General features: G+C 66.3%; 27 protein-coding genes. All 27 read left to right on the plus strand.

Features of this window, described 5'->3' with window-relative positions:
• Positions 1 to 35 precede the first annotated feature (35 nt).
• The 27 genes from rpoC (at position 36) to rpsH (ending at position 25,165) form a co-directional block, all read left to right on the plus strand.
• Positions 36 to 3,908, plus strand: a complete 3,873-nt coding sequence (rpoC, locus tag ABD206_RS13230) for a DNA-directed RNA polymerase subunit beta' (RefSeq protein ID WP_344073372.1) — start codon at positions 36 to 38, stop codon at positions 3,906 to 3,908.
• Positions 3,909 to 4,104: 196 nt separating this feature from the next.
• On the plus strand, positions 4,105 to 4,719 hold the full coding sequence (locus tag ABD206_RS13235) for a hypothetical protein (RefSeq protein ID WP_344073374.1): 615 nt from the start codon (positions 4,105 to 4,107) through the stop codon (positions 4,717 to 4,719).
• Between the two features lie 121 nt (positions 4,720 to 4,840).
• A complete protein-coding gene (locus tag ABD206_RS13240) occupies positions 4,841 to 5,800 on the plus strand; it encodes an ABC transporter (RefSeq protein ID WP_344073376.1) in 960 nt (319 codons plus the stop codon).
• Positions 5,801 to 5,865: 65 nt separating this feature from the next.
• On the plus strand, positions 5,866 to 6,522 hold the full coding sequence (locus ABD206_RS13245; RefSeq protein WP_344073378.1) for a spermidine/putrescine ABC transporter substrate-binding protein: 657 nt from the start codon (positions 5,866 to 5,868) through the stop codon (positions 6,520 to 6,522).
• A 22-nt stretch (positions 6,523 to 6,544) separates the two neighbouring features.
• Positions 6,545 to 7,864 carry a DUF5684 domain-containing protein gene (locus ABD206_RS13250; RefSeq protein WP_344073380.1) on the plus strand — a complete coding sequence of 440 codons (1,320 nt, stop codon included), beginning with the start codon at positions 6,545 to 6,547 and terminating at the stop codon, positions 7,862 to 7,864.
• 138 nt (positions 7,865 to 8,002) lie between these two features.
• On the plus strand, positions 8,003 to 10,756 hold the full coding sequence (locus ABD206_RS13255; protein WP_344073383.1) for a fibronectin type III domain-containing protein: 2,754 nt from the start codon (positions 8,003 to 8,005) through the stop codon (positions 10,754 to 10,756).
• 272 nt (positions 10,757 to 11,028) lie between these two features.
• Entirely contained in the window at positions 11,029 to 11,397 is a 369-nt protein-coding gene (rpsL, locus tag ABD206_RS13260; protein ID WP_013584051.1) for a 30S ribosomal protein S12, read from the plus strand.
• A gap of 5 nt (positions 11,398 to 11,402) precedes the next feature.
• Complete coding sequence (rpsG, locus tag ABD206_RS13265; RefSeq protein WP_344073385.1) at positions 11,403 to 11,873, plus strand: 30S ribosomal protein S7; 471 nt, start codon at positions 11,403 to 11,405, stop codon at positions 11,871 to 11,873.
• Between the two features lie 105 nt (positions 11,874 to 11,978).
• Positions 11,979 to 14,093, plus strand: a complete 2,115-nt coding sequence (gene fusA, locus ABD206_RS13270) for an elongation factor G (RefSeq protein WP_344073387.1) — start codon at positions 11,979 to 11,981, stop codon at positions 14,091 to 14,093.
• Positions 14,094 to 14,255: 162 nt separating this feature from the next.
• Positions 14,256 to 15,449: an elongation factor Tu gene (gene tuf / locus ABD206_RS13275; protein ID WP_344073388.1), complete on the plus strand. Its 1,194-nt coding sequence runs from the start codon at positions 14,256 to 14,258 to the stop codon at positions 15,447 to 15,449.
• A gap of 301 nt (positions 15,450 to 15,750) precedes the next feature.
• Positions 15,751 to 16,239, plus strand: coding sequence for a hypothetical protein (locus ABD206_RS13280; protein WP_344073390.1), 489 nt, complete (start codon positions 15,751 to 15,753; stop codon positions 16,237 to 16,239).
• A gap of 525 nt (positions 16,240 to 16,764) precedes the next feature.
• A complete protein-coding gene (locus tag ABD206_RS13285; protein ID WP_344073392.1) occupies positions 16,765 to 17,466 on the plus strand; it encodes a hypothetical protein in 702 nt (233 codons plus the stop codon).
• 510 nt (positions 17,467 to 17,976) lie between these two features.
• Positions 17,977 to 18,285, plus strand: a complete 309-nt coding sequence (rpsJ, locus tag ABD206_RS13290) for a 30S ribosomal protein S10 (protein WP_013584016.1) — start codon at positions 17,977 to 17,979, stop codon at positions 18,283 to 18,285.
• An 11-nt stretch (positions 18,286 to 18,296) separates the two neighbouring features.
• Complete coding sequence (rplC, locus tag ABD206_RS13295) at positions 18,297 to 18,956, plus strand: 50S ribosomal protein L3 (protein WP_344073394.1); 660 nt, start codon at positions 18,297 to 18,299, stop codon at positions 18,954 to 18,956.
• Between the two features lie 2 nt (positions 18,957 to 18,958).
• A complete protein-coding gene (rplD, locus tag ABD206_RS13300) occupies positions 18,959 to 19,618 on the plus strand; it encodes a 50S ribosomal protein L4 (RefSeq protein WP_344073397.1) in 660 nt (219 codons plus the stop codon).
• Positions 19,615 to 19,914 (plus strand): 50S ribosomal protein L23, encoded by a 300-nt coding sequence (gene rplW, locus ABD206_RS13305; RefSeq protein ID WP_344073399.1) that lies wholly within the window; start codon positions 19,615 to 19,617, stop codon positions 19,912 to 19,914. The genes rplD and rplW overlap by 4 nt, the downstream gene beginning before the upstream one ends.
• A 24-nt stretch (positions 19,915 to 19,938) precedes the next feature.
• On the plus strand, positions 19,939 to 20,778 hold the full coding sequence (gene rplB / locus ABD206_RS13310; RefSeq protein WP_344073401.1) for a 50S ribosomal protein L2: 840 nt from the start codon (positions 19,939 to 19,941) through the stop codon (positions 20,776 to 20,778).
• Between the two features lie 13 nt (positions 20,779 to 20,791).
• On the plus strand, positions 20,792 to 21,073 hold the full coding sequence (rpsS, locus tag ABD206_RS13315) for a 30S ribosomal protein S19 (RefSeq protein WP_194423760.1): 282 nt from the start codon (positions 20,792 to 20,794) through the stop codon (positions 21,071 to 21,073).
• Between the two features lie 22 nt (positions 21,074 to 21,095).
• Positions 21,096 to 21,491 (plus strand): 50S ribosomal protein L22, encoded by a 396-nt coding sequence (rplV, locus tag ABD206_RS13320; protein WP_344073405.1) that lies wholly within the window; start codon positions 21,096 to 21,098, stop codon positions 21,489 to 21,491.
• Positions 21,491 to 22,249, plus strand: a complete 759-nt coding sequence (gene rpsC / locus ABD206_RS13325; RefSeq protein ID WP_344073408.1) for a 30S ribosomal protein S3 — start codon at positions 21,491 to 21,493, stop codon at positions 22,247 to 22,249. The genes rplV and rpsC overlap by 1 nt, the downstream gene beginning before the upstream one ends.
• Complete coding sequence (gene rplP / locus ABD206_RS13330; RefSeq protein WP_018171451.1) at positions 22,249 to 22,668, plus strand: 50S ribosomal protein L16; 420 nt, start codon at positions 22,249 to 22,251, stop codon at positions 22,666 to 22,668. Before rpsC ends, rplP begins: the two co-directional genes overlap by 1 nt.
• On the plus strand, positions 22,668 to 22,979 hold the full coding sequence (rpmC, locus tag ABD206_RS13335) for a 50S ribosomal protein L29 (protein ID WP_344073410.1): 312 nt from the start codon (positions 22,668 to 22,670) through the stop codon (positions 22,977 to 22,979). The genes rplP and rpmC overlap by 1 nt, the downstream gene beginning before the upstream one ends.
• Positions 22,979 to 23,317: a 30S ribosomal protein S17 gene (rpsQ, locus tag ABD206_RS13340; protein WP_344073412.1), complete on the plus strand. Its 339-nt coding sequence runs from the start codon at positions 22,979 to 22,981 to the stop codon at positions 23,315 to 23,317. The genes rpmC and rpsQ overlap by 1 nt, the downstream gene beginning before the upstream one ends.
• 35 nt (positions 23,318 to 23,352) lie before the next feature.
• Positions 23,353 to 23,721, plus strand: a complete 369-nt coding sequence (gene rplN / locus ABD206_RS13345; RefSeq protein ID WP_344073414.1) for a 50S ribosomal protein L14 — start codon at positions 23,353 to 23,355, stop codon at positions 23,719 to 23,721.
• Positions 23,722 to 23,723: 2 nt separating this feature from the next.
• Positions 23,724 to 24,083, plus strand: a complete 360-nt coding sequence (gene rplX / locus ABD206_RS13350) for a 50S ribosomal protein L24 (RefSeq protein ID WP_344073416.1) — start codon at positions 23,724 to 23,726, stop codon at positions 24,081 to 24,083.
• Positions 24,083 to 24,673: a 50S ribosomal protein L5 gene (rplE, locus tag ABD206_RS13355; RefSeq protein WP_344073418.1), complete on the plus strand. Its 591-nt coding sequence runs from the start codon at positions 24,083 to 24,085 to the stop codon at positions 24,671 to 24,673. The genes rplX and rplE overlap by 1 nt, the downstream gene beginning before the upstream one ends.
• Positions 24,674 to 24,766: 93 nt before the next feature.
• Positions 24,767 to 25,165, plus strand: coding sequence for a 30S ribosomal protein S8 (gene rpsH, locus ABD206_RS13360; protein ID WP_344073420.1), 399 nt, complete (start codon positions 24,767 to 24,769; stop codon positions 25,163 to 25,165).
• Positions 25,166 to 25,170: the final 5 nt, after the last annotated feature.

A 25,170-nucleotide genomic window follows, 5' to 3' on the forward strand; every position in this document is an offset into this window, starting at 1 on the left:
CAGGCTAAATTTTCGAATTCGACACAGGAGAACTAGTGCTCGACGCAACCACTTTCGATGAGCTCCGCATCGGCCTGGCCACCGCTGACGACATCCGTCGTTGGTCTTTCGGTGAGGTCAAGAAGCCCGAAACCATCAACTACCGCACCCTGAAGCCCGAGAAGGACGGTCTGTTCGGTGAGCAGATCTTCGGCCCTTCCCGTGACTGGGAGTGTGCGTGTGGCAAGTACAAGCGCGTCCGCTTCAAGGGCATCATCTGTGAGCGCTGTGGCGTGGAGGTCACCAAGTCCTCCGTGCGCCGCGAGCGGATGGGCCACATCGAGCTGGCCGCCCCCGTCACCCACATCTGGTACTTCAAGGGCGTCCCCTCGCGCCTGGGCTACCTGTTGGACATGGCGCCCAAGGACCTCGAGAAGGTCATCTACTTCGCCGCGTACATGGTGATCTCGGTCGACGAGGATGCTCGTCACCGCGACCTCGCGACGCAGGAGAACAACATCCGCCTCGAGCTGAACACGCTCGCGGAGCGTCGTGACGCCCGCATCGCCACCCGCATGCAGAAGCTGGAAGAGGAGCTCGCTGCTCTCGAGGCCGAAGGCGCCAAGGCCGACCAGAAGAAGAAGGTCAAGGACTCCGCGGAGAAGGACATGACGTCCATCCGCAAGAACGCCGACGAGCAGATCGCCAAGCTCGAGCGCGTGTGGGAGGAGTTCCGCACGCTCGAGGTCGGCTCGCTCAAGGCCGAGGACGAGATCTTCCAGGAGCTGCAGGACCGCTTCGGTCAGTACTTCGAGGCCTACATGGGTGCGGAGTCGATCCAGCGCCGCCTCGCGGACTTCGACCTTGCCGCCGAGGCCGAGAGCCTGCACCTGCAGATCGCCGAGGGCAAGGGTCAGCGCAAGATCCGCGCCATCAAGCGTCTGAAGGTCGTCAACTCGTTCCTGTCGACCGGCATGAGCCCGGCCGCGATGGTGCTGGATGTCGTCCCGGTGATCCCGCCGGAGCTGCGCCCGATGGTGCAGCTGGACGGTGGCCGCTTCGCGACCTCCGACCTCAACGACCTCTACCGTCGCGTGATCAACCGCAACAACCGCCTCCGTCGCCTGATCGACCTCGGCGCCCCCGAGATCATCGTGAACAACGAGAAGCGGATGCTGCAGGAGGCCGTCGACGCGCTGTTCGACAACGGTCGCCGCGGCCGTCCCGTCACCGGTACGGGTAACCGTGCTCTGAAGTCCCTCAGCGACATGCTGAAGGGTAAGCAGGGTCGCTTCCGCCAGAACCTGCTCGGCAAGCGCGTGGACTACTCGGGCCGTTCGGTCATCGTCGTCGGTCCCCGCCTGAAGCTGCACCAGTGTGGTCTGCCCAAGCAGATGGCCCTGGAGCTGTTCAAGCCGTTCGTCATCAAGCGCCTGATCGACCTCGGTCACTCGCAGAACATCAAGGCCGCCAAGCGCGCCGTCGAGCGTCACCGCCCCGAGGTGTGGGACGTGCTCGAGGAGATCATCCGCGAGCGCCCCGTGCTGCTGAACCGTGCTCCCACCCTGCACCGCCTGGGCATCCAGGCCTTCGAGCCGCAGCTCGTCGAGGGTAAGGCCATCCAGCTCCACCCGCTGGTGTGCGCCGCCTTCAATGCGGACTTCGACGGCGACCAGATGGCCGTGCACCTGCCGCTGTCGGTCGAGGCTCAGGCCGAGGCACGCATCCTGATGCTCGCCTCGAACAACATCCTGAAGCCTTCGGACGGTCGTCCGGTCACCCTGCCCTCGCAGGACATGATCATCGGCCTGCACCACCTCACCACCCTCAAGGAGGGTGCCGTGGGCGATGGCCGTGTGTTCGGTTCGGTCTCCGAGGCGATCCTGGCCAAGGACGAGGGCACCCTCGACCTGCAGGCCAAGGTCCGCATCCGCATCCCCGGTCTCACCTTCCTCGAGGGTGACGCACCTGAGGGCTACGACCGCCACGGCCTGGTCAACACCTCGCTCGGCCAGGCGATCTTCAACGACGCGCTGCCCAAGGGCTACCCGTTCGTGCGCGAGCAGGCCGACAAGGGCCAGCTTTCGAAGATCGTCAACAAGCTCGCCGAGGAATACCCCAAGGTCGAGGTCGCCGCGACGCTGGACCGCATCAAGGACGCTGGCTTCTACTGGGCCACGCGTTCGGGCGTGACCGTTGCGCTCAGCGACATCCTGACCCCGCCGAACAAGGCGGAGATCGTCGCCGGATACGAGAAGCAGGCGGCCAAGGTCCAGTCGCAGTTCGAGAAGGGTCTCACCACCGACGCCGAGCGTCGCCAGGAGCTCATCAAGATCTGGACCGAGGCGACCGACGAGGTCCAGAAGGCGATGCGCTCCCACTTCCCCGAGGACAACACCATCAACCGCATGGTGTCCTCTGGTGCCCGTGGTAACTGGCTGCAGATCCGGAACATCGCCGGTATGCGAGGCCTGGTGAACAACCCGAAGGGTGAGATCATCCCTCGTCCGATCATCTCCTCGTACCGCGAGGGTCTGTCGGTGGCGGAGTACTTCATCGCGACGCACGGTGCTCGTAAGGGTCTGGCCGACACGGCACTTCGCACCGCCGACTCGGGCTACCTGACCCGTCGCCTCGTGGATGTCTCGCAGGATGTCATCATCCGCGAAGAGGACTGCGGCACCGCCAAGGGCCTGGAGTTCGTCATCGCCGCGCCCGACGAGTCGGGAACGCTCGTGCGCGACGCGAACGTCGAGAACTCGGTGTTCGCCCGTACCCTCGCGGCCGACGCGGTCTCCGAGGACGGGACCGTCGTCGCGCCGGCCGGTTCGGATGTCGGCGACGTGCTGATCGACAAGCTGGTCGAGGCGGGCGTCACCACGATCAAGGTGCGTTCGGTGCTGACCTGTGATTCGGGTGTCGGCGTTTGCGCGACCTGCTACGGCCGCTCCCTCGCGACCGGCAAGATCGTCGACATCGGCGAGGCCGTCGGCATCATCGCCGCGCAGTCGATCGGTGAGCCCGGTACCCAGCTGACGATGCGTACCTTCCACACCGGTGGTTCGGCATCGGCCGAGGACATCACGCAGGGTCTGCCGCGTGTCCAGGAGCTGTTCGAGGCACGTACCCCCAAGGGTGCGTCCCCGATCGCCGAGGCCGACGGTCGCATCACGATCGAAGAGACCGAGAAGAGCAAGAAGATCATCCTCACGCCCGACAACGGCGAAGAGGCTCACGTGTACCCGATCCTGAAGCGTGCCACCATGCTCGTCGAGGACGGCGACCACGTGTCGGTCGGACAGCCGCTGCTCGTGGGAACGCTCGACCCCAAGGAGGTCATGCGCGTGCAGGGTGCCCGCGAGGTGCAGAAGTACCTCGTCGGCGGCGTGCAGGGCGTGTACCGCTCGCAGGGCGTGCCGATCCACGACAAGCACATCGAGGTCATCGTGCGCCAGATGCTGCGCAAGGTCACCGTCGTCGACCACGGCGACACCGACCTGCTGCCCGGTGAGCTGGTCGACTTCCGTCGCTACCAGGACATCAACCGCCAGGCCGTGGCCGAGGGCAAGCGCCCCGCGTCGGGCCGTCCCGAGCTCATGGGTATCACCAAGGCATCGCTGGCGACCGAGTCCTGGCTGTCGGCCGCGTCCTTCCAGGAGACGACCCGCGTGCTCACGCAGGCCGCCATGGAGGGCAAGCGCGACCCGCTGGTCGGCCTCAAGGAGAACGTCATCATCGGAAAGCTCATCCCCGCCGGAACCGGACTTGCGAAGTACCGCAACGTCGTGGTCGAGGCGACGGAGGAGGCCAAGAGCGAGCGGTACCCCAACCGCATCTTCGCCTCGGACGGCGCGTACAGCGACGCCGATCTGAGCTTCGTCGACTTCGACAGCTTCACCACGGACGACTTCAGCGGCAACTACAACTGATCTCGCTCCACGCACACAGGGCCTCGGGTTACCCCGGGGCCCTGTGTCTTAAGGGTCCCGGTTTCCCGGGGCCCTGTGTCTTAAGGGTCCCGGTTTCCCGGGGCCCTGTGTTTTACGGGTCCCGGTTTCCCGGGGCCCTGTGTCGTATGGGTCTGTGTGCCACTGCGAGTCGTAGCGTTGCCTGCGGAGGTGGCGCATGGCGAGTTCGAGCGGACGCGATTGGCGGGTGGCCGTCCCGTTCCTCGTGATCATCGCGGGCATCGTCGGCGCCCTGGTGTGGTTTGCGATTCCCGCCGTGCCGATGGTGATCGGGTGGGCCTCGGGCACCGCCGAGAACGCCGGCACCTACCTCGCCGCCTCAGAAGAGCCGCAAGTGCGAGCGATCGACGGGCTGGATGCCACGGCCGTGGACTGCCGCGAGCTGTATCCCGCGGGGCTCTGGAATGAACTCACCTGGTCGGCGGATGTCATCCTCACCCAGACCGAAGAGCGTCCCGTCACCGCCGTGGCCGGGCTCGTCGACGCCTTGGCGCCGACAGCGGCGCGCACGTGCCGGTGGAGCAACGGCAGCGGGGAGGTCGTGACGACCTTCGCCGCCGTCGGCGACGGGTCAGCCGGCCTCGCCGAGGCATCGCTCGCGGGACAGGGGTTCAGCTGCGCCCAGAACGACGACGTGCTGACGTGCACGGGGGAGTCTGACGCGGGCAGCGAATACCAGGTCGTCGCGGGGAACCTCTGGGTGTCGACGGTCGAGTCCGGCTGGCAGCCGGACACCTACAACGACCGTCTCGTCGCCTATCTGTGGGGCTGAATCCGGTGCGCGCGAATGCCGCGACACACGAGTGCGGCGTGATGCGGCACGCCATCCCGACCAGAGCCGATCGGCGAGGTAGTGTGCGAGCCGGGGACATGCCCCTCGGGAGGAGTATCCGATGAGTGACGACAAGCCCATCGAAGACGAGCAGGTCGAGACGCCCGCCGCGCCCGCGGAGGAGACCGTCGAGAGTGCCGCGATCGAGCCCGAGGCGGCGCCGGTCGAAGAGGCCGCCGCACCCGCGGAGCCCGAGCCGACTCCCGCGCCCGAACCTGTCGCCGAGGCGGCGCCTGCCCCCGATGCCGTCGGGGAACCTGTCGCCGAAGAGCCCCCGGTCGACGACGTCGTCGGCAGCGCCCGTGAAAGCCTCGCGGATGCCGAGGCTGCCGGTCGGGCTGAGACCGTCGTCGTCGAAGAGAGCGTCGCCGCCGACGCGCCCGTCGCCGAAACCGCAGCTGCGGCAGCCGTCGCAGCTCCCATCGTCACGGCGAGCGAACCCGGCTACGCACCGCAGCCGATCTTCGTGCAGGCCCCCGAGGCACCTCTTCCGCGCGGAAACCGCGCCGCTGCGGGGGCCATCGGCCTGCTGGCCGCGCTCTCCTTCGCGGTGCTGTACCTCGCTGCCTGGCTGGTCATCGCTCTGGTGCAGGGGACGGTGACGGTCGACTCGATCGGCACCGGGCTGCTGTCGGTCGTGACCACCTGGACCCTGTGGGTGCCGGTCGTGGTGTTCTTCATCGCCTTCTGGCTGTTGGGCGCGATCATCAACCGCGGCCGGTGGGCCGGTTGGGTCATTTTCGGTCTCCTGGTCGGTGTCTCCTCCTACGGCGGCCACCTTCTGGGCGTCCTGTTCACTGCCCCGTTCTGGCAGCTCACAGCATCGCAGGGCGCGGACCTCGTGGAGGCCGAGCTGTTCACGCCGCTGGCGATCGCCTCCTTCATCGTCGGTCGTGAGCTGACGATCTGGTTCGGCGCCTGGGTCGCCGCGCGCGGCAAGCGCATGACCGAGCTCAATGTCGAAGCGCGCCGGGAGTACGAGCGCACGCTCGAGGCGGGTCCCCAGCTGCACCAATACTGAGATTCATCGACGGTAACGCCGCGTCGGCCCTGGGTTTCCGGGCGGCGCGGCGTTACCGTTGTCGAATGGAGCGCTCGCTCGAGACCGAGGTGAGTCAGGCCGTCGACGCCTGGCTGCGCTGGCTTCCCCGGTGGGAACCGGCAACGCATCGGGGTCGGGTAGCGCCGTGCCGCCGCTGTTTCGGGTCGCCCGTGCTCTCGGCGGCGGGGCTGGGCTCGGATGTCCCACACGGCGTGCAGCACGGGCTCTCGACGCGCATAAAGACGATCGTCGATCGCGCCGTCGCGACCTACACGTCGCAGAATCTGCCGATGCTGCAGACCGAGCTCGACCATCAGGCGGCCCGTAATCGCTCCCGCAGCTATCGGCCCGCGGAGGGACTCGAGCCGGAGTTCGAAGGGCTTCCGATGGATCCCGAACCGGTGCCGGGCGCGCCGTTCCTCTTCACTATCTCCGGCATGGCGGACGAAGCTGACGCTGAGATTCCGGCGCTCCCTCCGCTCAGCGATGAGGCGAAGTCGGCGTTGCGACAAGAGGTCGGGCTTGCGGACGACTACGCGAACATGGTCGGGCGCGAAGTGTGCACGATTCTTCTCCGCCATCGCCTCCGCATCCAGGAGGGGGTGGGGGAGTACGTCGAGCCGCAGATCGCGCTGCTCTTGGACGAACTGACCCGGTCGTTGGACGCGCCGTTCGATCCCCGCGACACCCTCGACGCCTGATCCACGCAAGTAGGGTGGGTCCATGCTCGATGGAGCCTCCTCTTCGACGACGTTCCTCCTCTTCGTGCCGGGTCTCGTCGTCACCCTGGCGCTGTACGTGTGGTGCGCCTTGGCGCTCGGTGCGGTGTTCGCGAAGTCCGGGGGCGGGCGGTGGATGGCCTGGGTGCCGTTCCTCAACATCGCGCGACTGCTGAGCATCGCCGGGATCTCCGGGTGGTGGGTGTCGATCGTCCTTGTCCCGGTGCTCGGTGGCATCGCACTGTGGGTGCTGATGATCGTGGCGGCCCACCGCGTCAACGTCGCCTTCGGTTACGGCGGGGGGATGACCGTCCTCGCCGCGCTCCTGTTCCCGATCTGGGCGACGGTTCTGGGCTTCGGGCCGGCGACCTGGATCGGCCGGCAGGAGGGACCTCGTCGCAGTTCTCGCAACACGCTGGTTTTCGAGGATCTGTTCGCGGACGCCGCGTACGAGCCCTCCGTACGGTCGACGGTTGCGGCATCCGCCCCGGCGGAGCCGGCGACGCGGTCCGCCGCCGCTCCGCCGCCGGCCCCTCGTCCGGTGACGTCGCCGTTTGCGCCTCCGGTCGTCGACGAGGCAACGGCCGAGCCGGAACCGGGTGTGCTGGGCGATGCCGGGCCCTCGCCCTCGGGGGCGGGATCGGCCCCGACGGCGCCGATCCAGGTGTTTGCGCCTGCCCCGTCGGTGCGCCCCGTGCAGACCGGTGCGACCGGGCTGGAGTTCGCCTCGGAGATCACCGATGAGGTCACCGGCGCGGTGACGGGTGCGCCCGCTCCGGTGTCGGCGAGGTCTGGTCCGAGCCGACTGACCGACGACCCGGTGGTGCCTCCGGTGCGTGAGGCCGTCGAAGCGGATGACGACGGCAGCGAGCCCTCGTCCGACATCGAGCAGGACGCGGATGCCCCGGTCCGGGCCCCCGCAGCATCGGCTGCTGCCGCTTTCGCTGCGGACCTCCCCGACGATGTGGAAATGACCGTGCTCGCGTCTCGCAACCGGCCGAGGTGGACCCTTGCCACGCGGACCGGCGAGAAGTTCGAGCTGCTCTCGACGATGGTGATCCTCGGTCGGCATCCCGCACCCGACCCCGGACGCAGCGACGCCATGCTCATCACGTTGGAGGACCCGACCGTGTCGAAGACGCACGCGCGCCTCGAACTGCGCGGCGAACAGTGGTTCGTGACCGACCTCGGCTCGACGAACGGCGTCGTGGTGGTGTCCTCCCGCGGGGTCGAGACAGAACTCAAGCCCGGGGTCGAGACGCTCGCGACCGAACGGCTGCTCTTGGGCGATCTGGATCTGCGGCTCACACGCGACATCCGCTGACGCGTCCCGACAGCCACCGATGCCGGGACATCCGGGCGTCATAGACATTCGATAGGGTGCCGTTCCAGGCGCGATGGGACGCGCTCGTGACGTCGGGTCACGTCACAGAGAAGACCGATGTGTCTGGAGTGATCGTCGATGCAGCTTCCGCCCACCCCCCGACGTCGTCGCGCTGCCGTTCCGAAAGTCGCGCTGGTGGCTGTCGCGACGCTGGCCGTGATGTTCGGTGGCGTCCTCCCGGCGAGTGCTGCGAGCGGTGACGAGGCGGACGGCGCGACAGCTGTGCTCGCTGACAAAATCGCAGCGGCGGCGCTCATCGACTCGAGCCCCACGGCGCTCGCGGCAGCGCTGGGCATGAGCGTGGGCGGCGCCGGGAGTCTGCAGTTCGACGACGAGGGTCGACTGTCGGTGACGGTGCGTTTTTCGGCCATGCCCACGGACGCCCAGCTGAGCGCACTGGAAGCCCAGGGGACGGTGACGGCTCAGTACTCCTTCACCCCCGCGGTCACGGCGTATCTGGATCCGGCAACGTTGGACGAGGTCGAGCGCATGACCGGGGTCACCGCGGTCGTCCCCGACCTCGCTGCGCAGACCAGCGGTACTGGGCTCAGCGCCCACGCGCGCGCAGCCGACACGGCGACGGCTCTGATGGCAGCCGAAATGGGCGAGGAGTCCTGCCGCAGCCTCCCGGTGCAAGCCGATGGCCCGCTCGGGTCGTCAGCGGCCAGGGAGCGCTTCGGCGTGGATGGGTCCGGCGTGTCGGTCGGTGTGATCTCGGACTCGTTCGCGACGTTGACCACGCCCACCTCCGCTGCCGACGATGTTGTGGCCGGCCTGCTCCCCGGGCCTGGAAACCCGTGTGGGTGGGACACGCCGGTGGACGTGCTGCGTGATGCGACGACATCGATGTCCGATGAGGGACGGGCCATGGCACAGCTCATTCACGGCGTGGCACCGGCCTCAGAGCTCATGTTCGCGGCGGCGGGCGAGAGCCCGACGGCCATGGCGCAGGCGATTCTCGACCTCGCCGAGGCCGGTGCGGACATCATCGTGGACGACGTCATCTATTCGACGGAGCCGTACTTCCAGGCTGACGTCGTCGCGTGGGCGATCGACAAGGTGCAACGCGAGTACGGCGTGCTCTACCTCACCGAGATCTTCAACGCGAACGTCGTCGGCGCCGAGGGCGGCGAGAGCGCGGGTCTGCCGATCGCAGGCTGGCGAACCGCAGCGTACCGTCCGATGGAGTGTCCCGAGTGGGTCCAGACCCCGCAGGGGGCGGACACCGTCGTCGATTGTCTCGACTTCGACCCGGGCGAGGGCGAGGTTCCGTTCGATCAGTGGCTGCTCGGCGCGTCCGAGTATTCCGCGAGCGCCATGATCAGTTGGGCGGAACCGATCAACGACGTGCGCAGCAGATTCACCGTGCAGTTCTACCTCTACGAGGATGAGGCCTTCACGTTCCAGGGTGAGACCACGCAGACCGACGCGACGCGGCCGGTCGCGTACGCAGACTATGACGACGATCTCGACATCAACACGTATTTCGAGGTTGTGGTCGTGCGAACGGCGGTGTCGCCGACATATCCCACACCGGCGCTGTGGCTGGGGTGGAATGAGAACGACGGCGGCAACCTCCTCGCCCGCGCCTATGACACGAGCGCCGGAGACGATGTGGTGGGACCCATCGCGTGGGGCCACGACGCGGCGGGCTACGGCATGTCGATCGCGGCGGTCGATTCCACCGACACCTCGACGGTCGAGACGTTCAGCTCGCTCGGGCCGGGAGTCCGCGCATTCGAGATCGTCGATCCCGGCAGCACGACGCCCTCCGCGCCGCTCACCGAGCCACTCCCGGTGAACGTTCCGACGATCGCATCCATCGACGGCGTCGTCACGAGTGTCGTCCTCGGTCCCGAGGTCGACATCGACGGCGTGACCGGCTACACGTTCAAGGGCACCTCCGCGGCGACGCCTAACGCCGGGGCCGTATTCGCGCTCGCGCGGCAGTACGCTCCGGGGACGTCGTGGGATGACCTGGTCGACATCGCACGGGTGACCGCGCACCCGCTGACCAATCCCTACTCGAGCGTCGGTTACGCCGATCAGTATGTGTTCGGCGCCGGTCTCATCAACGCGGAAGACTTGCTCGGCGCGCTGCCGGTGGGCGCGGTGGAAAACCTCAGGCTGACCGGTGTCACCTCGACGACACTCACCGTCGAATGGGACGACATGCGAGCGGCAGCCGGATACCAGGTGGAGATCCTGGGTGGGGGGACGACCGAGCTGTTCACCGAGCCCGCGGGTACGACATCCGTCACCTTTGACGACCTCACGCCCGAGACGTCGTACGAGATCCGGGTGACGGCGTTCAACGACGACGCGGACCTCGGACCGCGCTCGTCGGTATCGACGGAGACGGACATCACGCCCGAGCCGGTGGCGCCCCCGACCGCGCCGAGCGCCGACGACCTCACCGACGGCGACCGGGGCGGTCTGACGGGGCCGACAGGTTCCGTTCAGCCGGGGGACGACGTGTCGGTGTCGGGTCTGCCGGCCCGGTCGTGGGTGTACGGCTGGTTCTTCTCTTCCCCCGCCGCGACGCAATGGGTGTGGACGGGGATGACGGGGACGGCGACGTTCACGGTGCCGTCGACGCTTCTGCCGGGGTCGCATCGGCTCGCGGTGAGTGGCGCGGACGGCTCACTGATCGGTTGGGTGCCGATCACGGTCGCGGGCAGTTCGTCGGGCGGTGGCGGGTCACTCCCGGCGACCGGTCCGGCCGACATGACGCCGGTCGTCTGGTCGGCGACGGGCGCGGTGTCGCTCGGTCTGATCATTCTCGGCGTGGGGATCGGCATCCGCAGGCGGGGCGCTGCGCCCCACGTTTGACCCTTGTGCCGCACGCCGCGTATCATTGATCGGGTGTGCGTCCGCGCGCGCCTTGCGCCGTGCCCAGGCAGGGAGCAAGTCGAGCGGATGCACTTCTCAGGGAAGGGTCTGTGAACAGGCCACCCCCACGGCATATCCGCCCCACGAGCGTGTCAGACATCCTGTCACGCGGGCGGGTCCACGTGAGCCCGACGCGAAACGATCAGCAATGATCAGCCTGCGCCGGGGGAGACACGAACGCTGTCACCGTGCAGCACAAACGAGGAGAAGAAGTGCCAACTATTCAGCAGTTGGTTCGCAAGGGTCGGTCGCCCAAGGTCAGCAAGACCAAGGCACCCGCACTGAAGTCGAACCCGCAGCAGGCCGGGGTCTGCACCCGCGTCTACACCACCACGCCCAAGAAGCCGAACTCGGCGATGCGCAAGGTCGCCCGTGTCAAGCTCCGCAACGGCACCGAGGTCACCGCGTACATCCCCGGTGAAGGCCACAACCTGCAGGAGCACTCGCTCGTGCTCGTCCGCGGCGGTCGTGTGAAGGACCTCCCCGGTGTCCGCTACAAGATCGTTCGCGGCGCCCTGGACACCCAGGCCGTCAAGAACCGCAAGCAGGCCCGTAGTCGCTACGGCGCGAAGAAGGGCTGAGCCAGATGCCTCGTAAAGGTCCCGCGCCCAAGCGCATCGTCGTCAACGACCCGGTCTACGGTGCCCCCATCGTGACCCAGCTGGTCAACAAGATCCTCATCGACGGCAAGAAGTCGCTCGCCGAGTCGATCGTCTACGGCGCCCTCGAGGGCGTCGAGTCGAAGAACGGCCAGGATGCCGTCGCCACCCTCAAGAAGGCGCTCGACAACGTGCGCCCCACCCTCGAGGTCAAGAGCCGCCGCGTCGGCGGTTCGACCTATCAGGTGCCCGTCGAGGTCAAGCCGCACCGCGCGAACACGCTGGCGCTGCGCTGGCTCGTCAGCTACGCCAAGGGTCGTCGTGAGAAGACGATGACCGAGCGCCTGCAGAACGAGATCCTGGACGCCTCGAACGGCCTGGGTGCCGCGGTCAAGCGCCGCGAGGACACCCACAAGATGGCCGAGTCGAACCGCGCGTTCGCTCACTACCGCTGGTAAATCCGTTTCGTCTCGTTCCGTTCGCGGGGCGGCCGTAGAATCCGGTCGCCCCGCGAACGACGAGGCTGAGACACCCTGCTCCGCTCCACAAGAAAAGGACACCCCGTGGCACAAGAAGTGCTCACCGACCTCAAGAAGGTCCGCAACATCGGCATCATGGCCCACATCGATGCCGGCAAGACGACGACGACCGAGCGCATCCTCTTCTACACGGGTGTCAACCACAAGATCGGCGAGACCCACGACGGCGCTGCCACCACCGACTGGATGGAGCAGGAGCAGGAGCGTGGCATCACGATCACCTCGGCGGCGGTGACCTGCTTCTGGGAGAACAACCAGATCAACATCATCGACACCCCCGGTCACGTGGACTTCACGGTCGAGGTGGAGCGTTCGCTCCGCGTCCTCGACGGTGCCGTCGCCGTGTTCGACGGCAAGGAGGGCGTCGAGCCCCAGTCCGAGACCGTGTGGCGTCAGGCCGACAAGTACAACGTCCCCCGCATCTGCTTCGTCAACAAGATGGACAAGCTCGGCGCGGACTTCTACTTCACGGTCGACACGATCATCAACCGTCTGAAGGCCACCCCGCTGGTCCTGCAGCTGCCGATCGGTGCCGAGAACGACTTCGTCGGCGTCATCGACCTCATCTACAAGCGCGCTCTGGTCTGGCCCGGCGACGCCAAGGGTGACGTGACCATGGGCGCCAAGTACGAGATCCAGGAGATCCCGGCCGACATGCTCGACAAGGTCGAGGAGTACCGCGAGAAGCTTCTCGAGGCCGTCGCCGAGACCGACGACGCGCTGCTGGAGAAGTACTTCGGCGGCGAGGAGCTCACCCCCGAAGAGATCAAGGGCGCCATCCGCAAGATGACGATCGCCGGCGACGCCTACCCGGTGCTCTGCGGCTCGGCCTTCAAGAACCGCGGTGTGCAGCCGATGCTCGACGCGGTCATCGACTACCTCCCCTCGCCCCTGGACGTGCCCTCGATCGAGGCGCACGACCCCAAGGACGAAGAGATCGTCATCGAGCGTCACGCCGACCGTGAGGAGCCCTTCGCGGCCCTCGCGTTCAAGGTCGTCTCGCACCCGTTCTTCGGCCGCCTGACCTACATCCGCGTCTACTCGGGTCACCTCGACTCCGGCTCTGCCGTCGTGAACTCCACGAAGGGCAAGAAGGAGCGCGTGGGCAAGATCTTCCAGATGCACGCGAACAAGGAGAACCCGGTCGACTCGGTCACCGCCGGTCACATCTACGCGGTCATCGGTCTGAAGGACACCACCACCGGTGACACCCTCTCGGATGCCGACAACCAGGTCGTCCTCGAGTCGATGACCTTCCCGGAGCCGGTCATCGAGGTCGCCATCGAGCCCAAGACCAAGGCCGACCAGGAGAAGCTGGGTGTCGCCATCCAGAAGCTCGCCGAAGAGGACCCGACGTTCCGCGTCGAGCAGAACGCCGAGACCGGTCAGACCGTCATCAAGGGCATGGGCGAGCTGCACCTCGACATCCTCGTGGACCGCATGAAGCGCGAGTTCAAGGTCGAGGCCAACGTCGGCAAGCCCCAGGTGGCCTACCGCGAGACGATCAAGAAGACCGTCGAGCGTCACGACTACACCCACAAGAAGCAGACCGGTGGTTCCGGCCAGTTCGCGAAGATCCAGTTCGCGATCGAGCCCATGGAAGTCACGGCCGACAAGATCTACGAGTTCGAGAACAAGGTCACCGGTGGCCGCATCCCGCGCGAGTACATCGAGCCGACCAACCAGGGCTTCCAGGACGCGATGAACGTGGGTGTCCTCGCCGGCTACCCCATGGTCGGCATCAAGGCCACCCTGAACGACGGCGCCTCGCACGACGTCGACTCCTCGGAGATGGCATTCAAGATCGCTGGTTCCATGGGCTTCAAGGAGGCCGTCCGCAAGGCCGGGCCCGTCATCCTCGAGCCGCTCATGGCGGTCGAGGTCCGTACGCCCGAGGAGTACATGGGTGACGTCATCGGCGACCTGAACTCGCGTCGCGGCCAGATCCAGACGATGGAGGACGCTGCCGGCGTCAAGGTCGTCCGTGCTCTGGTCCCGCTGTCGGAGATGTTCGGCTACATCGGTGACCTGCGCTCGAAGACCTCGGGTCGCGCGGTCTACTCGATGGAGTTCGACAGCTACGCCGAGGTCCCCAAGGCCGTCGCCGACGAGATCGTCCAGAAGACCAAGGGCGAGTGATCGCCCGGATGCCGGGGCGCACGCCTTGGCATCCACGCCTGGCTCACAACTTCACACCAGAAACACACACACCCTCTCATCTAGACTGAGAGACATCCCCGTAGAAGACCGGTCGCAAACCAGTGCCCGGAGCTTCTACACGACCGTCCTGAGGAGGACCCAGTGGCTAAGGCCAAGTTCGAGCGGACCAAGCCGCACGTGAACATCGGAACGATCGGTCACGTCGACCACGGCAAGACGACGCTTACCGCAGCCATCTCGAAGGTGCTCGCCGACAAGTACCCGTCGGCCACCAACGTGCAGCGTGACTTCGCGTCGATCGACTCGGCTCCCGAAGAGCGTCAGCGTGGTATCACGATCAACATCTCGCACGTCGAGTACGAGACCCCGAAGCGTCACTACGCACACGTCGACGCCCCCGGTCACGCTGACTACATCAAGAACATGATCACCGGTGCTGCTCAGATGGACGGCGCGATCCTGGTCGTCGCCGCCACTGACGGCCCGATGGCTCAGACGCGTGAGCACGTTCTGCTCGCCAAGCAGGTCGGCGTCCCCTACCTGCTCGTCGCGCTGAACAAGTCCGACATGGTCGACGACGAGGAGATCCTGGAGCTCGTCGAGCTCGAGGTTCGCGAGCTGCTCAGCTCGCAGGACTTCGACGGCGACAACGCGCCCGTCATCCGCGTCTCGGGCCTGAAGGCTCTTGAGGGTGACGAGAAGTGGGTCGACGCGATCGTCGAGCTCATGGACGCCGTCGACGAGTCGATCCCCGACCCGGTGCGTGACAAGGACAAGCCGTTCCTCATGCCCATCGAGGATGTCTTCACCATCACCGGTCGTGGCACGGTCGTCACCGGCCGCGCCGAGCGTGGCACCCTGGCCATCAACTCCGAGGTCGAGATCGTCGGCATCCGCCCGACGCAGAAGACCACGGTCACCGGTATCGAGATGTTCCACAAGCAGCTCGACGAGGCATGGGCCGGCGAGAACTGTGGTCTGCTCCTGCGCGGTACCAAGCGCGAGGACGTCGAGCGCGGTCAGGTCGTCGTCAAGCCCGGTTCGGTCACCCCTCACACCAACTTCGAGGGCACCGCGTACATCCTGTCCAAGGATGAGGGTGGACGTCACAACCCGTTCTTCACGAACTACCGTCCGCAGTTCTACTTCCGCACCACCGACGTCACCGGTGTCATCACGCTGCCCGAGGGCACCGAGATGGTCATGCCCGGTGACACCACCGACATGACGGTCGAGCTGATCCAGCCGATCGCCATGGAGGAGGGCCTCGGCTTCGCTATCCGTGAGGGTGGCCGCACCGTCGGCGCCGGCACGGTCACGAAGATCCTGAAGTAAGGCTTCGCACCCTGTCACAGAGGGGTCGTCCGCATCGCGCGGACGGCCCCTCTGTGCATGATCGTGCATGTTTCTAGACAGTGAAGTTTGGCTGGGACCGCCTGAAGGCGTTTGGTCATGCGCCATGCCTGTGTGTAACCTGAATGCACGGGAAGAGCGAGGGCGGCTCCCACGCTGGTGTTTTTCCACGTGCACACGTCGACGTCGGGTCGACACATACGAAGAGGGAGTCGTCGAAGAGACGACGCACCTCGTGAGACAACTGCACATCACACATCCAACTTCTTCGGGGAGAACCATCATGAAGAGCCTCCGCACCAAGATCGCCGCGGTCGTCATCGCGGTCGTGGCGCTTGTCGCTGCGCCGACGGCCGCCATGGCGTACACCCCTGTCCCCTCGGGCGGGACCAGCACGACCATCCCGCAGGGTGGCTCGGCGACGTTCCTGTTCGAGGAGTTCACCACCGGAACGGTGACCTACACGCTGACCGGTGAGGGCATCACCGGCGCCAACATCGCTGCGGTGAAGACCGCTGTCACCTCGGCTTCCGTGTCGAAGGCTGCGGGCGAGACCGTCACCGTCACGCTTCCGACCGACGCGACCGGCACCTACACGCTGGTCGGCACCCAGGGTGCTACCTCCGTTTCTGTCACGATCACCGCGGCCATCGCCAGCACCGGCTTCGACGCGGGCTCGATGCTCGGCGTCTGGATCGGCGGCGGCGTGCTGCTGCTCGGTGGTGTGCTGGTCACCGTCTTCGCGGCTCGTCGCGAGCGCCAGACGGTCTAAGCACCTCAACGCTTCAGGAGGAAGCCCCCGCACTTCGGTGCGGGGGCTTCCTCCATTCCCCCCTCCGCGAGTTGCACGTCCTTCGCGCGAGTTGCACGTCCTCCGCGCGAGTTGCACCTCACGTCGCCGAGTGGGCTCCGCGATTCATGAGCAGGGGCTCCTCCCCACCGCCCGCCGCAGTGGGGCTTTCGGCGACAACGTGACGCCTGGCGACTGAGCGCCTCTCGCGTGTGCAGATTGGTGCGCATGGTCGATCGACACGCGCCCACACCGACACATGCGCCTTCGGATGCAGGCTGTGGTCTTCCACTGCGTGGTGTAGCAAGAGAGCACTTCACGCTGATCCGTCCAGGCGCCCTCGTGCTTGCATCTGATTGGGATGAGCTCTTCGCGGAGGGCCGACTTCGCACTCGCGCACAAGCCGTTCAGCGGCGACGACGCGCGGACGCCGGCGTGTGGTCGCACGCCACCGCTGCCGCCCTCCACGCACTTCCGCTCTACCGAGTGCGGTCCGATCGCGTTTCCATGACACGTCACGGCGCGCATCCGCGGCAAAGCAGAGCAGACACGAAGTGGCATTTCGCACCGCTGCGGGATGACGAGATTGTCGTGCGCGACGGGATGCGCGTGACCTGCCTCGACCGAACCGTGTACGACGTCATCAGGACGGAGTCGCTCGAAGCTGCCGTCGCGTGCTTCGATGCGGCACTGCGTTTGGTGGCATGGGATGCCGATGCGAACGAGTATGACTACCCTGCGGCCGAGGAATTCCGTGCGCAGGTACGCCACCGGGTTTTGTCGCACGCGGGCGCGCGGGGGATCATTCAAGCGAGATTCGTGACAGCGTTCGCCGACGGGCGCGCGCAGCTTCCTGGCGAGAGCGTGAGCCGACTATGGATGATGCAGCTCGACCTCATGCCACCTCACCTCCAGTACCGCATCGAACTCGGAGACGGCAGGTACGCGATGTTGGATTTCGCGTGGCCGGAGCTCGGGCTATGGGGGGAATTCGACGGCGAGGTGAAGTACTCGGATGCACGCATCGTGGGAGAGCGCGATCGGGACGGCATCCTGGCAGACCAGCGGGAGCGGGAGAACCGGATTCGGGAAGTGACGGGTTGGCAATGCCATCGGTGGGGATTCGAGAAGATGCAGACGTTCGATGCGTTCGTGGCGTTCTTGCGGAGCATCCGCGTCTACCCCGCCTTGCGCCGTGCAGAGCGCTGAGCACAGTGGATGCAGCGCGCACGCGCATCGATGACGTGCAGCTCGCGTGGGGGAGGTGCAACTCGGGTGGGGGAGGTGCAACTCGCGTGGGGAAGACGCGTACCCGAGAATCCCCGGTGCGAGTTTGCGACACGCCCGGGATGCACGTAGACTAGTCAGGTTCCACATTCCGGTGCGCATTCGCGTGCGCCCGGATCACCACCAGGGCAGTGCATAGAACGCGCGAGAGCGTGGGTCTAGGCCGCGGGTGGCAGAACAGTTCCCACACAGACGCTGCGATGAGCAGAGGCGCTGTGGCACGACCTCGGTCGTGACATCAGGGTGGCGCGCGTGCGCGCGACTGTGTGGCCGGATGCCCCGGCATCCGGATTGACACGAAAACAGCGGTGCAGCATCCGCAGCAGCGGAATGAAGTGCCACGGCGCGCAAGCGCCACGGTGCGTCCAATGCCCGTGCCCCCGAATCGGTCGGAGGCAGCCGAGGTACGACGCGAGAGAGAGTGAGAAGACTATGGCGGGACAGAAGATCCGCATTCGCCTGAAGTCGTACGATCACGCGGGGCTCGACAGCTCGGCGCGCAAGATCGTCGACACCGTGACCCGCGCCGGTGCGACCGTCGTCGGCCCGGTGCCGCTTCCGACCGAGAAGAACGTCGTGTGCGTCATCCGGTCGCCCCACAAGTACAAGGACAGCCGCGAGCACTTCGAGATGCGCACCCACAAGCGTCTGATCGACATCATCGACCCGACGCCCAAGGCCGTCGACTCGCTGATGCGCCTTGACCTGCCGGCTGACGTCAACATCGAGATCAAGCTCTGAGGACGTCGACCATGGCACACATCAACGAAAAGGTTTCCAAGGGTCTGCTGGGCACCAAGCTCGGCATGACCCAGGTCTGGGACGAGAACGGCAAGCTCGTTCCCGTCACCGTCATCGAGGTGGCCCCCAACGTGGTCACCCAGGTGCGCACGCCCGAGAAGGACGGCTACAGCGCCGTGCAGATCGCGGCCGGCAAGATCGACCCCCGCAAGGTGAACCAGCCCCTCACGGCCCACTTCGAGGCCGCGGGCGTCACCCCGCGTCGCCACCTCACCGAGGTGCGCACGGCGGATGCTGCTGACTACTCACTCGGTCAGGAGCTCACCGCCGAGGGCACGTTCGAGGCCGGCCAGCTGGTCGACGTCGTCGGCACCAGCAAGGGCAAGGGCACCGCGGGTGTCATGAAGCGCCACAACTTCAAGGGCGTCTCCGCCTCGCACGGTGCGCACCGCAACCACCGCAAGCCCGGTTCGATCGGCGCATCGTCGACCCCGAGCCGCGTCTTCAAGGGCATGCGCATGGCCGGCCGTATGGGTGGCGAGCGCGTGACCGTCCTGAACCTCACGATCCACGCCGTGGATGCCGACAAGGGCCTCCTCCTGGTCAAGGGCGCCGTTCCCGGTGCCCGTGGTCGTGTCGTCTACGTCCGCAACGCAGTGAAGGGTGCCTGAACATGGCTGACTCGACTCTCGCGCTCGACGTCGTGAAGGCCGACGGCAAGAAGGCCGGCTCCGTGGAGCTGCCCGCCGCGCTCTTCGACGTCAAGACGAACATCCCGCTCATCCACCAGGTGGTCGTGGCGCAGCGCGCCGCGGCTCGCCAGGGAACCCACTCGACCAAGCGTCGCGGTGAGGTTTCGGGTGCCGGCCGCAAGCCCTTCAAGCAGAAGGGCACGGGTAACGCCCGTCAGGGTTCGATCCGCGCACCGCACATGACCGGTGGTGGCATCGTCCACGGCCCGAAGCCGCGCGATTACGCCCAGCGCACCCCCAAGAAGATGATCGCTGCCGCGCTTCTCGGAGCCCTCAGCGACCGCGCCCGCGGCGAGCGTCTCCACATCGTGGACTCGTTCGGCATCGAGGGTGCTCCGTCGACCAAGACCGCTGCTGCGGTCCTGTCGGCCATCGCGCCCACGAAGAACGTGCTGGTCGTCGTCACCCGTGACGACGAGGCGAGCATCCTGAGCGTGCGCAACCTCGCGTACGTGCACGTGCTCACCTTTGACCAGCTCAACGCCTACGACGTGCTCGTCTCGGACGACATCGTCTTCACCAAGGCCGCCTACGACGCGTTCGTCGCCTCGAAGTCGGCCGCTGAGGAGGTCTCGGCATGAGCAACGTCAACAAGGACCCGCGCGACATCATCCTGAAGCCGGTCGTCTCCGAGAAGAGCTACGCGCTCATCGACGAGGGCAAGTACACGTTCCTCGTGGACCCCCGCGCGACCAAGACCGAGATCAAGCTCGCGATCGAGAAGATCTTCGGCGTCAAGGTGGCCGGCGTCAACACGATCAACCGCGTCGGCAAGGCCCGTCGCACCCGCTTCGGCATGGGCAAGCGCAAGGACACCAAGCGCGCCATCGTCACGCTGAAGTCGGGCACCATCGACATCTTCACGGCCGTCGGCTGACCGTCGGGATAGAGGACAACAGACATGGCAATTCGCAAGTACAAGCCCACGACCCCCGGTCGCCGCGGCTCGTCGGTGGCGGACTTCGCTGAGATCACCCGATCGACGCCCGAGAAGTCGCTCCTTCGTCCGATCGCCAAGACCGGTGGCCGCAACAACCAGGGTCGCATCACGACCCGTCACATCGGTGGTGGCCACAAGCGCCAGTACCGCGTGATCGACTTCCGTCGCAACGACAAGGACGGCGTGGACGCCAAGGTCGCTCACATCGAGTACGACCCCAACCGCACCGCCCGCATCGCGCTGCTGCACTACTTCGACGGCGAGAAGCGTTACATCCTCGCGCCGGCGAAGCTCAAGCAGGGCGACATCGTCGAGTCGGGTCCCTCGGCCGACATCAAGCCCGGCAACAACCTGCCGCTGCGCAACATCCCGACTGGTACCGTCGTGCACGCCATCGAGCTGCGCCCCGGTGGCGGCGCGAAGATGGCTCGCTCGGCAGGGGCTTCGGTCCGCCTTGTCGCCAAGGACGGCCCGTACGCACAGCTGCGTCTCCCCTCGGGTGAGATCCGCAACGTCGACGCCCGCTGCCGCGCCACGATCGGCGAGGTCGGCAACGCCGAGCAGTCCAACATCAACTGGGGCAAGGCCGGCCGGATGCGCTGGAAGGGCGTTCGCCCGACCGTCCGCGGTGTCGCGATGAACCCGGTCGACCACCCGCACGGTGGTGGTGAGGGCAAGACCTCTGGTGGACGTCATCCCGTCACTCCGTGGGGCCAGGCCGAGGGTCGTACCCGCCACCCCAACAAGGAGAGCGACAAGCTCATCGTTCGCCGCCGCACGGCTGGCAAGAAGCGCAAGTAGGTAGGAACAGAAGATGCCACGCAGTCTGAAGAAGGGCCCCTTCGTCGACGAGCACCTGCTTCGCAAGGTTGTCTCGCAGAACGAGTCGGGTTCCAAGAACGTCATCAAGACCTGGTCCCGTCGCTCGATGATCATCCCGGCCATGCTGGGCCACACGATCGCCGTGCACGACGGTCGCAAGCACATCCCCGTGTTCGTGACCGAGACCATGGTCGGCCACAAGCTGGGCGAATTCGCGCCCACCCGCACCTTCCGCGGCCACGAGAAGGACGACAAGAAGGGCCGTCGCCGCTAAGGCGACGCAAGAGGAGAGAGAAATGGTGGAGTCCATCGCCCGCGTGCGACACATCCGCGTGACCCCTCAGAAGGCTCGTCGTGTCGTCGCGCTCATCAAGGGCAAGCAGGCCGAAGAGGCCCTCGCCATCCTGAAGTTCGCCCCGCAGGGCGCGAGCGAGCCGATCTACAAGCTCGTCGCCTCGGCCATGGCCAACGCTCAGGTCAAGGCGGATGCTGCCAACGAGTACCTCGACGAGAGCACGCTGTTCGTCAAGAACGCGTTCGTCGATGAGGGAACGACCCTGAAGCGGTTCCAGCCGCGCGCCCAGGGCCGCGCCTTCCAGATCAAGAAGCGCACCAGCCACATCACGGTCGTCCTCTCGACGCCCGAGGTCGCTGAGGCGTCCGCTTCCCAGACCAAGAAGGCGAGCAAGTAATGGGACAGAAAGTCAACCCGTACGGCTTCCGCCTGGGCATCACCACCGACCACGTGTCGCGGTGGTTCTCGGACTCGACCAAGCCCGGTCAGCGTTACGCCGACTTCGTCGCCGAGGACATCAAGATCCGTCGACTGCTCAAGACGCAGCTCGACCGTGCCGGTGTCAGCAACATCGAGATCGAGCGCACGCGTGACCGCGTTCGCGTCGACATCCACACCGCCCGCCCGGGTATCGTGATCGGCCGCCGCGGCGCCGAGGCCGAGCGCATCCGCGCCGACCTCGAGAAGCTCACCGGCAAGCAGATCCAGCTGAACATCCTCGAGGTCAAGAACCCCGAGGCCGACGCTCAGCTGGTCGCGCAGGGCATCGCCGAGCAGCTCTCTGCTCGTGTGGCGTTCCGTCGCGCGATGCGCAAGGGTCTGCAGGGCGCTCAGCGCGCCGGCGCCAAGGGTGTCCGCATCCAGGTGTCGGGCCGTCTCGGCGGCGCGGAGATGAGCCGGTCGGAGTTCTACCGCGAAGGCCGTGTGCCCCTGCACACGTTGCGCGCGAACATCGACTACGGCTTCTACGAGGCCAAGACCACCTTCGGCCGCATCGGCGTGAAGGTCTGGATCTACAAGGGCGACCTCACCAACAAGGAACTGGCCCGCGAGCAGGCGAACCAGAAGCCGGCACGCGAGCGTGGCGACCGTCGTGGCCCCCGCCGCGACAACCGCGCCGCTGAGGCCCCGGTCGCAGAAGGAGCGTCGGCATAATGCTCATTCCCCGCAAGGTCAAGTACCGCAAGCAGCACCACCCCGGTCGCTCGGGCCAGGCCACCGGTGGCACCAAGGTGTCGTTCGGTGAGTTCGGCATCCAGGCGCTCACCCCCGCTTACGTGACCAACCGTCAGATCGAGTCCGCTCGTATCGCGATGACCCGTCACATCAAGCGTGGTGGAAAGGTGTGGATCAACATCTACCCCGACCGTCCGCTCACCAAGAAGCCGGCCGAAACCCGCATGGGTTCCGGTAAGGGCTCCCCCGAGTGGTGGGTCGCCAACGTCAAGCCGGGTCGCGTCCTCTTCGAGGTCGCCGGTGTCAACGAGGAACTCGCTCGTGAGGCCCTGACCCGTGCAATCCACAAGCTGCCTCTCAAGGCACGCATCATCAAGCGCGAGGAGGGCGACGCGTAATGGCGATCGGCACCAAGACGCTCGCCCCGAGCGAGCTGGACACCTTCGAAGACCAGCGTCTGGTCGAGGAGCTGCGCAAGGCCAAGGAAGAGCTGTTCAACCTGCGCTTCCAGTCGGCCACCGGCCAGCTCGAGAGCCACGGCCGCATCCGTGCGGTCAAGCGCGACATCGCGCGGCTCTACACCGTCATCCGCGAGCGCGAGCTGGGCATCCGTGCCACGCCCGCACCCGTCGAGAAGGCGACCAAGGCGCGCAAGACCAAGGCCGCGAAGTCCGAGGACGACGCTGCCGCCAAGGAAGAGGCTGAGTGATGGCCACCGCAAGCAAGAAGGCTGACGCAGTCGTCGAGGACACTGCCGGGCACGAGCACGCCGAGCACGACGTGCGCGACCCCAACGCACGTGGCTACCGCAAGGCGCGCCGCGGCTACGTCGTCAGCGACAAGATGGACAAGACCATCGTCGTCGAGGTCGAGGACCGCGTGAAGCACCCCCTCTACGGCAAGGTCATCCGCCGCACCTCCAAGGTGAAGGCCCACGACGAGACGAACAGTGCCGGCATCGGCGACCTCGTCCTCATCAGCGAGACCCGGCCGCTGAGCGCCACCAAGCGCTGGCGCCTGGTCGAGATCCTCGAGAAGGCCAAGTAAGCCTCGCCGGCTGCTTGGAACCCAAGGAGTAAGAAGTGATCCAGAACGAGTCCCGCCTCAAGGTGGCGGACAACACTGGCGCGAAGGAGCTGTTGACCATTCGCGTGCTGGGCGGTTCGAACCGTCGGTACGCGGGTCTGGGAGACATCATCGTCGCGACGGTGAAGGATGCCATCCCCGGCGGAAACGTCAAGAAGGGCGACGTCGTCAAGGCGGTCGTCGTCCGCACCAAGAAGCAGACCCGCCGCACGGACGGGTCGTACATCAAGTTCGACGAGAACGCAGCCGTCATCCTGAAGAACGACGGGGAGCCCCGCGGCACCCGCATCTTCGGCCCTGTCGGCCGTGAGCTTCGTGACAAGAAGTTCATGAAGATCGTCTCGCTGGCACCGGAGGTGATCTGATCATGGCGAACATCAAGAAGGGCGACCTGGTTCAGGTCATCTCGGGCGCAACGCCTGAGCGCGGCGGCGACCGCGGCAAGCAGGGCAAGGTCCTCGAGGTCCTTCCCGAGCAGGATCGCGTCATCGTCGAGGGTGTGAACTTCGTGAAGAAGCACGTCCGCGTCGGCCAGTCCCAGCGCGGCACCAAGACCGGCGGCATCGAGACGATCGAAGCCCCCATCCACGTCTCCAACGTCCAGATCGTCGACCCCGAGACCAAGAAGCCGACCCGTGTCGGGTTCCGCGTCGAGGAGCAGGTCAAGGACGGCGTCAAGCGCACGGTTCGCGTGCGCTACGCGAAGAAGTCAGGTAAGGACCTCTGATGAGCACTGCCACTGCTGTGGAGGCTGGCAAGATCCAGCCCCGCCTGAAGCAGAAGTACAACACCGAGATCAAGAAGGCTCTGCAGGACGAGTTCGGCTACGCCAACGTCATGCAGATCCCGGGCTTGGTCAAGGTCGTCGTCAACACCGGTGTCGGTGAGGCTGCGCGCGACAGCAAGGTGATCGATGGTGCGGTCGATGACCTCACCAAGATCACCGGCCAGAAGCCGATCGTCACCAAGGCACGCAAGTCCATCGCGCAGTTCAAGCTGCGCGAGGGGCAGGCCATCGGTGCCCACGTCACCCTCCGCGGTGACCGCGCGTGGGAGTTCGTCGACCGCCTCGTGAACCTCGCCCTGCCCCGTATCCGCGACTTCCGCGGTCTCTCGGCCACGCAGTTCGACGGTCACGGCAACTACACCTTCGGTCTCCAGGAGCAGTCCGTGTTCCACGAGATCGACCAGGACAAGATCGACCGTGTGCGCGGTTTCGACATCACGATCGTCACCACGGCGACCAACGATGACGAAGGTCGCGCACTCCTGCGTCACCTCGGCTTCCCGTTCCGCGGCGCCGACCAGCAGGCCTGATCCCCGGAGGGCCCGGAACCCCGGGCCCTCACCCCACCACAGGTCGCCGCTCGTGTAACGGGCGTCGAAACCTGGTGAACGAAGGAAACACTCATGACAATGACAGACCCGGTCGCAGACATGCTGACCCGTCTGCGCAACGCGAACTCGGCGCACCACGACTCCGTGTCGCTGCCGAGCTCGAAGCTCAAGACGCACATCGCCGACATCCTCAAGCAGGAGGGCTACATCTCCGAGTGGGCCGTCGAGGACGCCCGCGTCGGCCAGACCCTCACGCTGACCCTGAAGTACGGTCCGAACCGCGAGCGGTCGATCGCCGGCATCAAGCGCGTCTCGAAGCCCGGCCTCCGCGTCTACGCGAAGTCGACCGAGATCCCCACCGTCCTCGGTGGCCTCGGCGTCGCGATCCTGTCCACCTCCTCCGGTCTTCTCACGGACCGTCAGGCCGAGCAGAAGGGCGTGGGTGGGGAAGTCCTCGCCTACGTGTGGTGATCTGA

The organism is Microbacterium sediminicola (genome assembly GCF_039531125.1).
Taxonomy (GTDB): Bacteria; Actinomycetota; Actinomycetes; order Actinomycetales; family Microbacteriaceae; genus Microbacterium; species Microbacterium sediminicola.

Coding starts and splice junctions, on each gene's coding strand:
- rpmC (WP_344073410.1), top strand. CDS start 22,668: ATGGCGATCGGCACCAAGACGCTCGCCCCGAGCGAGCTGGACACCTTC.
- ABD206_RS13250 (WP_344073380.1), top strand. CDS start 6,545: ATGCTCGATGGAGCCTCCTCTTCGACGACGTTCCTCCTCTTCGTGCCG.
- rpsH (WP_344073420.1), top strand. CDS start 24,767: ATGACAATGACAGACCCGGTCGCAGACATGCTGACCCGTCTGCGCAAC.
- ABD206_RS13280 (WP_344073390.1), top strand. CDS start 15,751: ATGAAGAGCCTCCGCACCAAGATCGCCGCGGTCGTCATCGCGGTCGTG.
- ABD206_RS13245 (WP_344073378.1), top strand. CDS start 5,866: ATGGAGCGCTCGCTCGAGACCGAGGTGAGTCAGGCCGTCGACGCCTGG.
- rpsG (WP_344073385.1), top strand. CDS start 11,403: ATGCCTCGTAAAGGTCCCGCGCCCAAGCGCATCGTCGTCAACGACCCG.
- rplC (WP_344073394.1), top strand. CDS start 18,297: ATGGCACACATCAACGAAAAGGTTTCCAAGGGTCTGCTGGGCACCAAG.
- rpsJ (WP_013584016.1), top strand. CDS start 17,977: ATGGCGGGACAGAAGATCCGCATTCGCCTGAAGTCGTACGATCACGCG.
- rplD (WP_344073397.1), top strand. CDS start 18,959: ATGGCTGACTCGACTCTCGCGCTCGACGTCGTGAAGGCCGACGGCAAG.
- rplP (WP_018171451.1), top strand. CDS start 22,249: ATGCTCATTCCCCGCAAGGTCAAGTACCGCAAGCAGCACCACCCCGGT.
- rpsQ (WP_344073412.1), top strand. CDS start 22,979: ATGGCCACCGCAAGCAAGAAGGCTGACGCAGTCGTCGAGGACACTGCC.
- rplB (WP_344073401.1), top strand. CDS start 19,939: ATGGCAATTCGCAAGTACAAGCCCACGACCCCCGGTCGCCGCGGCTCG.
- ABD206_RS13285 (WP_344073392.1), top strand. CDS start 16,765: ATGACACGTCACGGCGCGCATCCGCGGCAAAGCAGAGCAGACACGAAG.
- ABD206_RS13235 (WP_344073374.1), top strand. CDS start 4,105: ATGGCGAGTTCGAGCGGACGCGATTGGCGGGTGGCCGTCCCGTTCCTC.
- ABD206_RS13240 (WP_344073376.1), top strand. CDS start 4,841: ATGAGTGACGACAAGCCCATCGAAGACGAGCAGGTCGAGACGCCCGCC.
- rplE (WP_344073418.1), top strand. CDS start 24,083: ATGAGCACTGCCACTGCTGTGGAGGCTGGCAAGATCCAGCCCCGCCTG.
- ABD206_RS13255 (WP_344073383.1), top strand. CDS start 8,003: ATGCAGCTTCCGCCCACCCCCCGACGTCGTCGCGCTGCCGTTCCGAAA.
- rpsC (WP_344073408.1), top strand. CDS start 21,491: ATGGGACAGAAAGTCAACCCGTACGGCTTCCGCCTGGGCATCACCACC.
- rplV (WP_344073405.1), top strand. CDS start 21,096: ATGGTGGAGTCCATCGCCCGCGTGCGACACATCCGCGTGACCCCTCAG.
- rpsS (WP_194423760.1), top strand. CDS start 20,792: ATGCCACGCAGTCTGAAGAAGGGCCCCTTCGTCGACGAGCACCTGCTT.
- rplX (WP_344073416.1), top strand. CDS start 23,724: ATGGCGAACATCAAGAAGGGCGACCTGGTTCAGGTCATCTCGGGCGCA.
- rplW (WP_344073399.1), top strand. CDS start 19,615: ATGAGCAACGTCAACAAGGACCCGCGCGACATCATCCTGAAGCCGGTC.